At 67.1% G+C, this 13,626-nt stretch carries 12 protein-coding genes; 6 read left to right on the plus strand and 6 right to left on the minus strand.

Annotation, left to right across the window (positions count from 1 at the left end; genetic code table 11):
* Positions 1 to 63: 63 nt before the first annotated feature.
* Both AC07NF_RS10930 and AC07NF_RS10935 read right to left on the minus strand, forming a co-directional pair.
* Positions 64 to 1,131: an SEL1-like repeat protein gene (locus AC07NF_RS10930; protein ID WP_494631785.1), complete on the minus strand. Its 1,068-nt coding sequence runs from the start codon at positions 1,129 to 1,131 to the stop codon at positions 64 to 66.
* A gap of 47 nt (positions 1,132 to 1,178) precedes the next feature.
* Positions 1,179 to 1,667: a winged helix-turn-helix transcriptional regulator gene (locus AC07NF_RS10935; RefSeq protein ID WP_494631784.1), complete on the minus strand. Its 489-nt coding sequence runs from the start codon at positions 1,665 to 1,667 to the stop codon at positions 1,179 to 1,181.
* 104 nt (positions 1,668 to 1,771) lie between these two features.
* On the opposite strand from AC07NF_RS10935, the gene AC07NF_RS10940 reads away from it, so the two are divergent.
* A complete protein-coding gene (locus tag AC07NF_RS10940; RefSeq protein WP_494631783.1) occupies positions 1,772 to 2,386 on the plus strand; it encodes a dihydrofolate reductase family protein in 615 nt (204 codons plus the stop codon).
* On the opposite strand, the gene AC07NF_RS10945 is transcribed toward AC07NF_RS10940, so the two are convergent.
* Positions 2,383 to 2,886, minus strand: a complete 504-nt coding sequence (locus tag AC07NF_RS10945) for a hypothetical protein (protein WP_494631782.1) — start codon at positions 2,884 to 2,886, stop codon at positions 2,383 to 2,385. The genes AC07NF_RS10940 and AC07NF_RS10945 overlap by 4 nt on opposite strands.
* Positions 2,887 to 2,949: 63 nt before the next feature.
* On the opposite strand from AC07NF_RS10945, the gene AC07NF_RS10950 reads away from it, so the two are divergent.
* Together AC07NF_RS10950 and AC07NF_RS10955 are read left to right on the plus strand one after the other, a co-directional pair.
* Positions 2,950 to 3,507 carry an alpha/beta fold hydrolase gene (locus tag AC07NF_RS10950; RefSeq protein ID WP_494631781.1) on the plus strand — a complete coding sequence of 186 codons (558 nt, stop codon included), beginning with the start codon at positions 2,950 to 2,952 and terminating at the stop codon, positions 3,505 to 3,507.
* A 61-nt stretch (positions 3,508 to 3,568) separates the two neighbouring features.
* On the plus strand, positions 3,569 to 4,087 hold the full coding sequence (locus AC07NF_RS10955) for a hypothetical protein (protein ID WP_492814580.1): 519 nt from the start codon (positions 3,569 to 3,571) through the stop codon (positions 4,085 to 4,087).
* A 175-nt stretch (positions 4,088 to 4,262) separates the two neighbouring features.
* Here AC07NF_RS10955 and AC07NF_RS10960 read toward each other — a convergent pair whose 3' ends face one another.
* Entirely contained in the window at positions 4,263 to 6,224 is a 1,962-nt protein-coding gene (locus tag AC07NF_RS10960; protein WP_494631780.1) for a M61 family metallopeptidase, read from the minus strand.
* A gap of 230 nt (positions 6,225 to 6,454) precedes the next feature.
* Between AC07NF_RS10960 and AC07NF_RS10965 the strand changes: the two genes are divergently transcribed.
* Entirely contained in the window at positions 6,455 to 7,042 is a 588-nt protein-coding gene (locus AC07NF_RS10965) for a LysE family translocator (protein ID WP_494631779.1), read from the plus strand.
* Positions 7,043 to 7,189: 147 nt separating this feature from the next.
* Here the strand turns inward: AC07NF_RS10965 and AC07NF_RS10970 are convergent, their stop codons facing one another.
* A complete protein-coding gene (locus tag AC07NF_RS10970) occupies positions 7,190 to 8,101 on the minus strand; it encodes a BON domain-containing protein (RefSeq protein WP_494631778.1) in 912 nt (303 codons plus the stop codon).
* Between the two features lie 187 nt (positions 8,102 to 8,288).
* Here AC07NF_RS10970 and dnaG point away from each other — a divergent pair, with 187 nt between their 5' ends.
* Together dnaG and rpoD are read left to right on the plus strand one after the other, a co-directional pair.
* Entirely contained in the window at positions 8,289 to 10,223 is a 1,935-nt protein-coding gene (gene dnaG, locus AC07NF_RS10975; protein ID WP_494631777.1) for a DNA primase, read from the plus strand.
* A gap of 414 nt (positions 10,224 to 10,637) precedes the next feature.
* Entirely contained in the window at positions 10,638 to 12,596 is a 1,959-nt protein-coding gene (gene rpoD, locus AC07NF_RS10980; RefSeq protein WP_494631776.1) for an RNA polymerase sigma factor RpoD, read from the plus strand.
* A 95-nt stretch (positions 12,597 to 12,691) separates the two neighbouring features.
* On the opposite strand, the gene AC07NF_RS10985 is transcribed toward rpoD, so the two are convergent.
* Positions 12,692 to 13,093, minus strand: coding sequence for a DUF4279 domain-containing protein (locus AC07NF_RS10985; RefSeq protein WP_494631775.1), 402 nt, complete (start codon positions 13,091 to 13,093; stop codon positions 12,692 to 12,694).
* Between the last annotated feature and the right edge of the window lie 533 nt (positions 13,094 to 13,626).

Consider the following 13,626-nt stretch of genomic DNA (forward strand, 5'->3'; position numbering starts at 1 on the left):
CGTTGCCTGGCACTATGGGGGTAGTTGTCAGACCACTCAAGACCGAAATGGTACCGGTCTCATTCAATCGCCGGGGCGTCGGGTCCAGTTGGCCGCCAGGGCCTGGGCGCGGGCGATCTCGTCGTCGCTCATCTCGATCGTCAGGGCGTCGAGGGAGGCCAGCGCGGCGTCACGATAGTCGATGGCCGAGTGGTTGTTGGCCTTCAGCGCCAGCGACAGCCACTTGTAGGCCGCGACCGTGTCCTTGGGCACGCCGCGCCCGGCCTGCAGCATCTGGCCCAGCCGCCATTGGGCCAGACCGACGCCGGCGTCGGCCGCCCGTTCGTAGAGGCCGGCGGCCTTGGCCAGGTCGACCGGGGCGCCGCGTCCCAGCGCATAGGCCTCGGCCAGGCCGGTTAGCCCGTCGCGCTCGCCCTGGGCGGCCGAGCGGCTGTACCAGGTGAAGGCCTCGGCGGGGTTGGGTGCGACGCCGCCCTCGCCCAGGACGTACATCTCGCCGACGGCGGCCTGGGCGAAGGCGTAGCCGCTCTCGGCCGAGCGACGGATCAGGGCGAAGCCGGCCGGCCTGTCCTTGGGAACGCCCAGGCCGTCGGCATACAGCAGGCCCAACGCGAACATCGCCTTGGCGTCGCCCTGGTCAGCCGCCATGCGCAGCCAACGCGCGGCCTTGCCATAGACCTTCATGTCGAAGGCCTGGTCGCCTGCCGCCAAGGCGGCGGGCCGGTCGCCGGCCTCCGCCGCCAGGCCCAGCCAGTACAGGGCCTTGGCGTTGTCCACGGGGACGCCGTCGCCGCGCTGATACAGACGCCCCAGGGCGTACATGGCGCGAGGCCAGCCCTTGTCGGCTGCGCTCTGATACAGGGCCTGGGCCTTATCGATATCGCGCGGCACGCCCCAGCCCTGGTAGTACATCAGGCCCAGTCGGGTCTGGGCCTGCGGGTCGCCCGCCTCGGCCGCCGGTCGCAGCAGGGTCAGCATGGTCGCGTAGTCGCGGGTCTGGAAAGCGGCGTCGACCGGATCGGCGGCCTGAATCGGTGTCGATTGCGCCAGGGCCGAGCCCGTCAACGCAGCCGCCAGCATCGTCCCGGCCAGGGACGCGCGCAGCCATTTTGACACGACTTCAGGACGCAACAGTTTACTCCCGCTCAACGGGGGGCTGCTTCGCAAGAAGCCGGCCACTAGGCGCAGGCGGCCTCGTAAGCCTCGCGCAGCTGGCGGAAGACGGTCAGGCCGTCGGGCGGCATGGGCGCGCCCAGGTGCAGGACGCGCAGCTCGTCCATCAGGCCGTTCCACAGCGCCGGACCGCCGTCCTCGAGCAGTTCGGCGCGCACCGACAGTTCATGCGTCACCGGCATGTGCCGCCGGCCCCAGGCGCCCATCACCGCCAGCATCGGCACCAGCTGGATGGCCTTTTCGGTGAGGCTGTAGCGAACCTTCTGCTTGTGGCCGGGCTCGTCGGCCTTCGATAGCAGGCCGCCCTCGACCAGGCTCTTCAGGCGACTGGCCAGGATGTTGGAGGCGATGCCCTCCTGCGAGCCGGCCAGCAGTTCGCGGAAATGGCGTTTGTTGCCGAACATGATGTCGCGAATGACGATCAGGCTCCACCGATCGCCGAGCGCCTCCAGGGTCAGGTTGATCGGGCAGCCCGATCTTTGGTCATCAACCAAAACCACGTCCTCGCAAAAACCGGTTGCAGAATACAATCGGATATGCAGGATGCAACCAGTTTCAAATTGCAATCGGTTTTGCCAATTCGTTCGAGGAGGCCGCCATGGGCAAGGTTCGCGTTCGCAACTTCAGCATCTCGCTGGACGGCTATGCCGCCGGCCCCGACCAGTCGTTGCAGGATCCGCTGGGCGTGGGCGGCGAGGACCTGCATCGGTGGGCCTTCGCAGCGCAGATGGATCCGGTCGACCAGCGCTTCGCCGACGCGATCACCGACGGCGTCGGCGCCTGGATCATGGGTCGCAACATGTTCGGCCACGAGCGGGGCGACTGGTCGAACTTCGACTGGCAGGGCTGGTGGGGTCCGAACCCGCCGTATCACGCGCCGGTCTTCGTCCTGACGCACCACGCGCGGCCGTCATTCGAGATGGAGGGCGGCAACAGCTTCCACTTCGTCACGGGCGGGATCGAGGCGGCGCTGGAGCAGGCCCTTGCGGCGGCGGGCGAGCAGGACGTCGGCATCGGCGGCGGGGCTTCGACCGTCCGGCAGTATCTGGAAAAGCGCCTGATCGACGAACTGCACCTGGTGGTGACGCCGGTGCTGCTGGGCCGGGGCGAGCCGCTGCTGGCGGGGCTGGACCTGCTGGCGCTGGGCTACGAGGTCACCGACTACACGCCCTCGTCGCGGGCGGCGCACATGTCGCTGCGCAGGACGGGCTAATGCAGGGCGGTGGTCTGGGCGGGCGGCGCGATGTGCGCCTCGTCCATCCAGGCCGGCCAGGCGGTCGTCGGCCACTCGCCGGCGACGTACTGATTGCGGACGATGCCCAGCCATTGGCGCAGGGCCTCGGTCGGGAAGGGCAGGCTGGCCAGCGGGGTGTTGTCCTCGGTCTTGAAGACCAAGGTCGCGCCGTCCGCGCGGACACGGATGTCGACCGTGACCACCAGCGCGGTCGTCTCGGAGGCGACGGGGCGCACCGCCGGCTCGGCCGCCAGCGACGCCTCGGCGGCCTGCTGGACGAACTCCTGCAGCGCCTCGCCGCCCGTCCCGCCCTGCTGCTCCAGCCATCCCGTCAGCTGCGGGACCAGCAGGTTCATCATCCTCTGGGACAGCCACAGCACCACGGTCTGGTCGTCGGCCGTCGCGCCCGACAGCCGCAGGCGGTCCTCGACGACCACGTACTCGGTGGTGATGCGCAGCAGTTCCGGACAGTCCGGCATCGTCAGACTCAATCTTTGAACCCACAGCCGACAGATAACCGGCCAGACACCAAAGGACACGCCATGAAGACGCAGATTCTGTTCATCCAGGGCGCCGGCGAAGGCACGCACGCCGATTGGGACAGCAAGCTGGTCGACAGCCTGCGCCGCGAACTGGGCGACGCCTACGTGGTTCAGTATCCGCCGATGCCCGACGAAGGCGAGCCCGACTTCGCCCGCTGGTGCGAGACCATCAGCCAGACGCTGGAGACGATGGGCGAGGGCGTCGTGCTGGTCGGCCACTCGTTCGGCGGCACGGCCACCGCCGGCGCTCTGGCGCGGACGCCGCCGGCCAACCGACCCGCTGCGGCTTTCCTGATCGCCGCGCCGTTCTTCGGCGAAGGCGGCTGGGAGGACGACGACATCGCGATCGCCGACCTGGGCGCCAAGTTGCCGGAAGGCATGCCCGTCCGCCTCTACCAGGGCGACGTCGATGGCGACGTGCCGCCCGAGCATCTGGACCTCTACGCCAAGGCGATCCCCCAGGCCGCGGCCCGCCGGCTGCCCGGCCGCGACCACCAGCTGAACGACGACCTGACCGAGGTGGCGGCCGACATCCGGGCGCTACCCCAAGTTCGGTAGCGCTGCCTGGACTCAACGCCAGCTTGGCCATAAGCCTTGCGAACAACTTCCGGGGGGAACCATGAAAGTTAGATTTGCGGCCGCGCTGGGCGGCCTGGCGCTGCTCGTGTCCACGTCGGCCTTCGCCGCCGAAATCGTCATTCCGGAGGGCACGGAAGTGGCGATGCGTCTCGAGGATTCGCTCTCCAGCTCGGTCGCCAAGGAAGGCGACCGTTTCACCATCAGCCTGGACGATGACGTCAAGCTGCCGGATGGCACGATCCTGCGCGCCGGCTATCGGGGCGTGGGCGAGGTCGTCGAGGCCCGCGACAACGGCATGCTGGGCAAGAACGGCAAGCTGAACGTGCGCCTGCTCTACATGAAGATCGGCGACGACCGCGTTCGTCTGCGGGCCAACCGGGGCGCCAAGGGCGAGACCCGCGTGGGCGCCACGGTGGTCACCACGCTGCTGTTCTGGCCGGCCGCGCCCTTCATCAAGGGCAAGGATGTCGGCATGAAGAAGGGCACTGTCATGACGGCCTATGTCGACCAGGACGTGAAGCTGCCGTCCCCGCTGACGCCGCCGCCCGTCGCCGACTAAGCCCGACTCCAGACGCAAAAAAGGGCCCGCCTTGGGAGAGGGAGCGGGCCCTTTTCGGTACGCGTTCAGAGGGATTGAACAGTCGGGAAGGTGACACACAGGTCGTCTTCCCGCGCTTCCCCAAATCGTCGCAGGCTGCGAACGCTTCGCAACCTGGCGGCGACCTTCTCGTCTTTTACTTGCGCGGCGTCAGGATGTCGTCCAGGCGCGACGGCACGCCGGGGATCTTCTCCAGGCGCGGATAACGCAGGCCGCCGCGATAGTCGATCTTGACCATCCGGTAGCGCGAGCCGTCCTTGACCAGCAGTTCGACCAGCGGGTTCTCCGGCGTCTTGGCGGCGGTGACGGCGGCCTTCAGCTTGTCGCCGTCGAAGGCCTCGCCGTTGACCGCGACCACCGTCAGGCCCTGGGTCAGGCCGGCCTTGAACGCCGGGCCGCCCCACTGCACGTCGGTCAGCACGCCGTCCGAGCCGACCGACAGGCCCAGCGAATAGGGCAGGCCGGTGCTCTTGGCCTTGGTCTCGGCCGTCTTCATGAACTCGGTGGGCGTGTCGGTGTAGACCAGCTTGTAGCCGCCGCGCGCATAGCCATCCAGCGGGGCCTTTTCCTGGACGTCCTGGATGCGGGTCTTCAGGAACGTCGCCCAGTCATAGGCGTAGACGCCGTTCAGGGTGCTGACCACGTCCTCGAACGTGTAGGTGCGCGGCATGTACGAGCCGTTGTCGACGCCGAAGAAGGCCTTGGCGAAGTCGTCCAGTGACTTCTTGCCGGCGGTCTTCTCGCGGATCAGGGTGTCGGCGTCGAGCCAGACCAGCAGGCCTTCGGAATAGTAGTCCTCGCTGCGCTGCCACGACAGCCACGACAGTGGCTTGCGGTTGGCGATGATCGGGTCGTTGGTGGTGTCCTGCACCGGACGCCAGTCGCGGCCGCGACGGTTGTCGTAGGCGGCGGCGGTCGAGGCCAGGCTGTCCAGCGCTTGCTGCTTGGTCAGCAGGCCCGAGCGGGCGGCCAGGACGTTGCCCCAGTACTGGGTCTGGCCCTCATAGACCCACATCATGCTGTCGCGCATCGGCACGTTCAGGTTGGGGGTCCACAGGTCGGCGGCGCGGCGGAACTTGCCATTCCACGAGTGGGTGTATTCGTGGCTGAGCAGGTCGCGGCCGACGAAGCTCTTGTCCCACTCGGTGAAGTACTTGGGCACCACGCGGTTTTCGGACGAGCGGTGGTGCTCCAGGCCGATGCCGCCGATCTTGTCCGACAGGAAGACCAGGAAGTCGTAGTGGTCGTAGTGGTGCGAGCCGTACAGCTTGTAGGCCTGCTGCACGAGGTCCTTGTGGACCTGGATCTGCTCGGGCTTGGCGTCCAGCAGCTCGGGGCTGTCGGCGACCAGGTTCAGGCGCACGGGCGCGGGGCCGGTGGGATCCAGGTCGATCGACTTGAAGTACTTGCCGGCGAAGATCGGCGAGTCGACCAGGGTCTCGACCGTGGTGGTCTTGAAGATGGTGGTGGCGCCGTCGGTCTTGGCGGTTTCCAGCGCCGTGGCCAGCTTCCAGCCGTCGGGCAGCTTGACGCTGGCGTCGATCGGGATCTGGCGGGTGTAGTAGCCGGCCGGGTACATGGTCACCTGCAGCCATTGCAGGTTCAGCATCTCGGGCGTGACTTCCGTGCGGCCGACCTTGGCCTCGACGGCGGTCAGGAACTGGTAGCTGATCGTCAGCTCGGTCGCGCCGGCCGGGACGTCGACGTGGAAGGCGTTCACCGACACGACGTCACGGGTCCAGGGGATGCGCTTGCCGTTGGCCGTGACCACCAGGCCCGCCAGCTTGTCCAGGTCGTTGCGCGGCGAGTGACCGCCCGGGACCCACTGCGGATACAGGAACACGAAGTCGCCGGCCTTGCTGACCGGCATGGTCGTGGTGACGTTCCAGATCTTGCGGTCCAGGTCGGTGGCGTCGACGGCCACCTTCACCGTGCCGGCGAAGGGCACGTCGCGCGGCGCTTCGATCGGCGGGGTGGCGGAGGCCGACTCCGGCATCGGCTGGTTGGCTCCAGGGGTAGGGACCTGAGCCATGGCGGCGGTCGCGACCAGCGACAGGACGGAAACGGAGAAGAACAGCGCTTTCACGAAACACCCCAATGCGGCGCGCGGGCTCCCTCCCGCGGCAAAGAAGCCGGGATGTTTGTGCCGTTAACCTGTGCTTGTCGAGGGTAAGTTCGTCTCCGTATGCAGAACATGGGTACGCGGAGCGTCGTTCCGTTTCCGGACGGAAACAAAGCGACGCGCGCGCAATCGGAAGGCCCGGTTTACAAGGCTTTCGGATATGACATAAAGATATGCATATATCTTTATGTCACGCGGGGCGGGTGATGGAAGCGGTTCTGTTCGTGCTGGCGGCGACGGCCTTGCTGGGCTCGCCCGGACCGGGGATCGCGGCGCTGATCGTGGCCGGGCGGACGCTGGGGCTGACCGGCGGCTTGCGGCTCTATGCCGGAATGCAGGTGGGGCTCGCCCTGGCGGCGGGTTTGAGCGCGGCGGGCCTGGCCTCGCTGCTGGCGGCGGCGCCGATGCTGCGGCTGGCCCTGACGGTGGTGTCGGTCGGCTATCTCGTCTGGCTGGCCTGGAGCGTGGCCACCGCGCCGCCGGAAGGTGAGGTCGGCGGCGGGACCTCGGCCAGCCTGACCTTCGCGGGCGGCTTCGTCCTGGGCGCGGCCAACCCCAAGGCCTATCTCGCCTTCGTCTCGCTGTTCGGCTCGTTCGTGGTGGCGTCGCCGCGCTGGGATGCGGGCGTGAAGTGGGCGCTGTGCGTGGCGGTGATGGTCGTGGTCGACCTGGCCTGGCTGGCGCTGGGCGTGGTGCTGGGCCGGGTGAAGCTGTCGCCGCGCGGCCAGCGCGCCATGAACTGGGCCATGGGCGGCGCGATCCTGGCGGCGGCGGGGATGGCGGTGGTGGGGTAGAAGTGGCGGCGGAAGAGCAGATGCTCCCCCGCGATGCGGGGGAGCTGTCGCGGAGCGACTGAGGGGGCTAGCTGGATCGAGGCCGAGTTGGCCCCCTCCGGCCCTCTGGGCCACCTCCCCCGCAACGCGGGGGAGGATCTAGAAGCCCTACAGCGGATCCGACAGCGGAACCGTCGTCGCCGCAGCCCCGGTCCCGCGATCAATCCGCAGGTTGTTCTGGACGTTATCGACGCCCGTCACGCTCTCCGCGAGCGCCTCGGCGCGCTTCTTGTCCTCGCGCGAGCGGACCGAGCCGGTGAGGGTGACGTCGCCGTCCGAGACCGAGACCTCGACGTCGCTGGCGTTCAGCCAGCTGTCATCGGTCAGGCGGTCGCTGACGTCCTCGCGGATGCGTTCGTCCGAGCGGCGATAGCCCTTGGGACCGCGGCCGCGATGGGCGCCGTCTTCCTGGCGGCGGTGCAGGGCGTCCTGGTCGCCCATCCACGAGGAGACCTCGTCGCGCGCCCGGTCGAACCAGCTGCGATCTTCCTCCTGCCGTCGGCCGGGACCGAACGAGCGGTAGGGGTCATGATTGCCATAGGCGCCGCGATAGCTGCGCTCGCGGGCTTCCTGGTCGCGGTCATGGTGGTCGAAATACCGCTCGTCGCCATAGTCGGCGGTGCGGCTGGAATAGCCGCTGGAGCCGTAGTCGCCGGTCGCGCCGCCGAAGTCGTGGCCGCCCACGCGGCCGTAACCGCCGGGCGACTGGTAGCCGCCAGCGCCACCGCCGTAGTCCGCGCCCGAGCGTATGCGGCCATAGCCGATGTCGCCGCCTTGTTGGGCCGCGCGCAGGAACTCGCTGCCGCCACGACGCGGGCCGCGATAGCTCTCGCGCGGGGCGTCCTGCCCGTACGAGCGATCATAGCCGGAATTGGCGTAGCTGGAGCGTTCCGGGCCGGGGCGGCGCTGGGCGTCGTAGCCGTAGCCGCGATCACGGTCACGGTCCTGGCGGTTGCGGTCGAAATCGCCGTCGGCCTCGACGTCGAAGCGGCCTTCGCGGTCATTCCATCTCTGGGGCATGGGTGTACTCCGTGGCGTTCTGGGAAGCTGTGGGCGCGTCGAGGCGCCCCGGCTCTCAAAACGGACGGTGGGAGTCGGTGTTCCTAGTGCCCAGCTTGTGGATCGCCTCGGTTTGGGACGTGCGCAGCGCACGTCGGGCGCATATGTTAAAGGGCTCGCCCCAACCCTGGTCCCCAATCCCGCCTAGATGCGTTTCGACGATCGTTTCCTCGAAGAACTGAAGTCCCGCCTTCGCCCGTCCGACGTCGTCGGCAAGTCGGTGAAGCTGCGGCGGCAGGGGCGCGAGTATGCGGGGCTGTCGCCGTTCACCAAGGAGAAGAGCCCGTCGTTCTTCGTCAATGACGAGAAGGGCTTCTATCACTGCTTCTCCAGCGGCAAGCACGGCGACATCATCAGCTTCCTGCAGGAGACCGAGCGGCTGACCTTCGCGGAAGCCGTCGAGCGGCTGGCGGCCGAGGCCGGCATGAGCCTGCCCGCCGTCGACCCGCAGATGGCCCGCGAGGAGCAGAAGCGCTCGTCCCTGGGCGACTGGATGGAGCTGGCCAGCGCCTGGTTCGAGGCCGAGCTGCGCCGCCCCGTCGGCCAGGCCGCCCGCGCCTATCTGGAAAAGCGCGGCCTGCCGGAGAAGGAGTGGAGTCGCTTCAGCATCGGCTTCGCGCCCAACAATCGCACGGGGCTGAAGGACTACCTGATCGCCAAGGGCGCCAAGCCGGGCGACCTGGTCGACGCCGGGGTGCTGATCGCGCCCGAGGACGGCGGCCAGCCCTATGACCGTTTCCGCGACCGCATCATCTTCCCGATCACCGACAGCCGGGGGAAGGTGGTGTCGTTCGGCGGCCGGGCCATGGATCCCAACGCCCGCGCCAAATATCTGAACGGTCCCGAGACCGGGCTCTTCCACAAGAGCCGGGTGCTGTACGGCCTGTTCGAGGCCCGCAAGATCCTGCACGCCAACCAGAGCGCAGCGCCCAACGCGCGCACGCCGATGGTGGTGGTCGAGGGCTATATGGACGTCATCGCCTGCCAGCGCGCCAATGTGCCGGCCGTGGCGGCCATGGGCACGGCCCTGACCGAGGAGCAGATGGAGGCCCTGTGGCGCCTGCATCCCGAGCCGACCCTGTGCTTCGACGGCGACAAGGCCGGTCAGCGCGCCGCGCATCGTTCGATCGACCGCGCCCTGCCGCTGCTCAAGCCCGGCCGCTCGTTCCGCTTCTCGATGCCGGTCGGCGGCAAGGATCCCGACGACGTGCTGCGCGACCAGGGTCCCGACGCCCTGCGCGAGCAGCTGGCCGACACCAAGCCCTTCGTGGTCGCCCTGTTCGAGCGCGAGCGGGACCTGGAGGAGCTGGACACGCCCGAGCGCAAGGCGGGCCTCCGCCAGCGCCTGCGTGCGGCGGCCGGGACCATCGCCGACAAGGACCTGGCCCAGGCCTACAAGGACGACCTGCGCGAACGTTATGACGAGCTCTTCCAGCGTCGACGTCCGCCCCAGGACGGTGGCGGCGGCGACTATGGCGGTGGCTACAATGGCGGCGGTGGTGGTGGTTTCCGCGACCGCCCGTTCACGCCCCGCAGCGGCGGCGGGACCTGGAAGAACGGCAAGCGCGAGCCGCCGGATCCGGGCCTGCGTCCGACCGCCCGCGTGCAGATCACCGGCCGCATCAAGCCCTTCCACGCCGCCATCGCCCTGGCCGCCATCGACCACCCGGGCTGGGCGCGGGCCTATGATGAGGCGATCGAGCGGGTCGGCTTCGGCGATCCGCGCCTGAAGCCCCTGTCGCACGAGCTGTTCATGGCCCTGTGCGACGACCACGGCGACGACATCCCGCTGCGCGAGCGCCTGAGCCGCAAGGGCCTCTCCGAACCCCTGGCCGAGATCGAGCGCCTGGCCGTGGCCGACGCGCCGTTCCTGGACGCCCGCTTCGACCCCGCCAAGGCCCGCGCCCTGTGGGCGGCCTGCTACGAGGCGGTTATCGAGATCGCCGATTCCGAGCGCGCCCTGGACGGCCTGCGCCGCGAGGAGATCACCGCCGCCAGCCTGACCGCCACCCGCGACCTGCGCGACCGGATCGCCGTCCTGCAGCGCCAGATCAGCAATCTGGAGTTCTGGCGGGCGCAGTAAATAGCGTTGCAAATTTTGCGATAGTGACCCGTGCCATCTTGACACCGGCGTCACCCAAAGCCACATGCCGACTCAAGGAACTGCCAAGCAACTGACTGACATCGCTCGGGCCGCCGCTGCGCGCGCCCTATACCGAAACAGGATGTCACCCTCGTTGCCGCCCCAGGTCCCCAGCGGTCGTCGACCCGATCAGGGAAGACGCCAGGCCGCGCCCACGCCTTTGGGCCTCCGCCGGGTTTCCCGCGGAGCGTTCGTACATGGCGGAAAGGGCGCGCTTAGGCGACTTCTGACGGGAACGTGATCATTGGGAGTGCGCTGAGTCACAGCGCCGGCCGGCGAGACAGTCCTTTTCGAAACGGATTTTTTCGGCGCCGCTCTTGCTAGAGCCCAGCGGTGTCGATTTCGGAGAGCTTGATGAGCAACAATTCCTCGGCCGAGACGGAAGCGCCCGAAGCCACCGGTGGTGACGGTCCTCTGCTCGACCTGACCGATGCCGGCGTAAAGAAGTTCATCAAGCAGGCGAAGGCCCGCGGCTACGTCACGATGGACGAGCTGAACAAGGTGCTGCCGTCCGAGGAAGTCAGCCCCGACGCCATCGAAGACACCCTCGCCATGCTGAGCGAGATGGGCGTCAACGTGGTCGAGGCCGAAGAAGACGCCGAAGGCTCGGAAGGCGGCGAGGTCGCCACCCGCGACGAGAACACGGCCGTCATCACCAGCGACAAGCCGGCCGCCTATGACCGCACCGACGACCCCGTGCGCATGTATCTGCGCGAAATGGGTTCGGTCGAGCTGCTGTCGCGCGAGGGCGAAATCGCCATCGCCAAGCGCATCGAGGCCGGCCGCGACACCATGATCCGCGGCCTGTGCGAGTCGGCCCTGACCTTCGAAGCCATCATGGTGTGGCGCGAGGAACTGGGCACCGGCCGCATCCTGCTGCGTGAAGTCATCGACCTGGAAGGCACCTACGCCGCCATCAACGGCGTCGCCGCCCAGCCGGCCGCCGACGAGGAGGCCGAGCCGACCGAACCCGTCGACGACGAAGCCGGCGAGGCCAAGCCCGAGGGCGCTGAAGGCGAGGACGAGGACGACTTCGACGATGGCGCCGGTCCGACCGTCAGCGCCATGGAAGGCGAACTGCGCGAAGGCGTCATGGCCATCCTGGACGCCATCGCCAGCGAGTTCGAAAGCTTCCGCAAGCTGCAGGACAAGCTGGTCGGCAGCCGCCTGAAGGGCGAGGACCTGACCGACGCCGATCGTAAGGCCTATGAAGGCCTGTCGCAGACGATCATCCAGCACCTGAAGACGCTGAAGCTGAACAACAATCGTATCGAGGCTCTGGTCGAGCAGCTCTATGCGATCAACAAGCGCCTGATCGGCCTGGAAGGCCGCCTGCTGCGCCTGGCCGACAGCTACGGCATCAGCCGCGGCGAGTTCCTGAAGGCCTATTTCGGTTCGGAGCTGAACCCGAACTGGGGCGATCAGGTCAAGGGCATGGGCGTGCGCTGGACCAAGTTCGTCGAGAACGACAGCCAGTCGGTGACGGACATCCGTGGCGAGATCGCCGCCCTGGCCACCGAGACCGGCGTGCCGATCGACGACTATCGCCGCATCGTCCAGACGGTCCAGAAGGGCGAACGCGAAGCCCGTCAGGCCAAGAAGGAAATGGTCGAGGCCAACCTGCGTCTCGTGATCTCGATCGCCAAGAAGTACACCAACCGCGGCCTGCAGTTCCTGGACCTGATCCAGGAAGGCAATATCGGCCTGATGAAGGCCGTCGATAAGTTCGAATATCGTCGCGGCTACAAGTTCTCGACCTACGCCACCTGGTGGATCCGTCAGGCGATCACCCGCTCGATCGCCGACCAGGCGCGGACCATCCGTATCCCGGTGCACATGATCGAGACGATCAACAAGATCGTCCGCACCAGCCGCCAGATGCTGCACGAGATCGGCCGCGAGCCGACCCCGGAAGAGCTGGCCGAAAAGCTGGCCATGCCGCTGGAAAAGGTCCGCAAGGTCCTGAAGATCGCCAAGGAGCCGATCTCGCTCGAAACGCCGATCGGCGACGAGGAAGACAGCCACCTGGGCGACTTCATCGAGGACAAGAACGCCGTCCTGCCGATCGACGCGGCCATCCAGTCCAACCTGCGCGAAACCACCACCCGCGTGCTGGCCTCGCTGACCCCGCGTGAAGAACGCGTGCTGCGCATGCGCTTCGGCATCGGCATGAACACCGACCACACCCTGGAAGAAGTCGGCCAGCAGTTCTCGGTCACCCGCGAACGCATCCGCCAGATCGAAGCCAAGGCCCTGCGCAAGCTGAAGCACCCGAGCCGGTCGCGGAAGCTGCGGAGCTTCCTGGACTCGTAAGAGCCGGCGAGAGCCACAAACGAAGACGCCCCGGTCGCAGGACCGGGGCGTTTTTTGTTTCGGTGAGAGGTCAGCTTTCGACCCGCTGCTGACGTTCAGCCCAGCATTGTGACCTCGAATAGATCTAGGCTCCAGCCGATGCCGCACGCAGCGAGGACGGCCATTTGGTCGGGGTCAAGCCAGACCCCCTGCTGTTCGTCCGAGACATAAAAGCCACCGCAGATCGAGATGCTTGCGGGCCTGATCGTCTTAGCCATCTCCACAAACAGGTCTTCACGGCCTTTGAGCTGATTGATCAGCGCGCTGAGCGCGCTCGCGTGCTCACGGCCATCGATGAGGGGCGCTTCATGCAGTTCGAGATGCCACATATTGAAATCATGCAACCGCCCGCTCGGTCGAGGCTCACCTCGCCTTGTAACGGATGTCGGCGTTAGACCCAGGATATCAGTGACCGCATCAGGATCAGCATCGAAGCGGGCGATTGTTAGAGCGAGCATGACGCTATGCTTGTCACTTCGCGCCGCAACACGGAAGTCCGCTTCCCACCCATAGGCGACGCTCGCACGGTCAGATACCAAAGACAGATGGATATTGCCCTACCGCACATAAGCGCCGGTCGGATGCGGTTCGCGTGCACAGTGCTACTAGCGACGGCTGTCTTTACGACCATGGCTGCTTGCCACGGTCCATCTCACTTGCCCGCAGGTGTCCCTGTACCAGACTGGCTACGAAAGGAAGTGTCGCGTAGCGGGCGACTACCGTTGATCGAGCAAGTAACTTATCAGGGACAAACTGCCTTTAACATCACGGCGACTGATCGCTTCGACGCGGGAGATGAGCACAGCTTGTTCTCGGCGAACGGCCAGCTCATTTGCCGCTATGGTGGATACGCCGGACGGGTGACTTCTGGCTCATGTGACTTGGACAAGGTTATCTATGTAAAGACGCTCTACGAACCCCCTGAGGGCTAGCGCGTGAAGGTCCCGCTCCACCCTTGGCGGACGTTTTAAGCACTTCTTTTCACTACCCC

It is taken from the genome of Caulobacter sp. GW821-FHT10A06 (assembly GCF_059415805.1).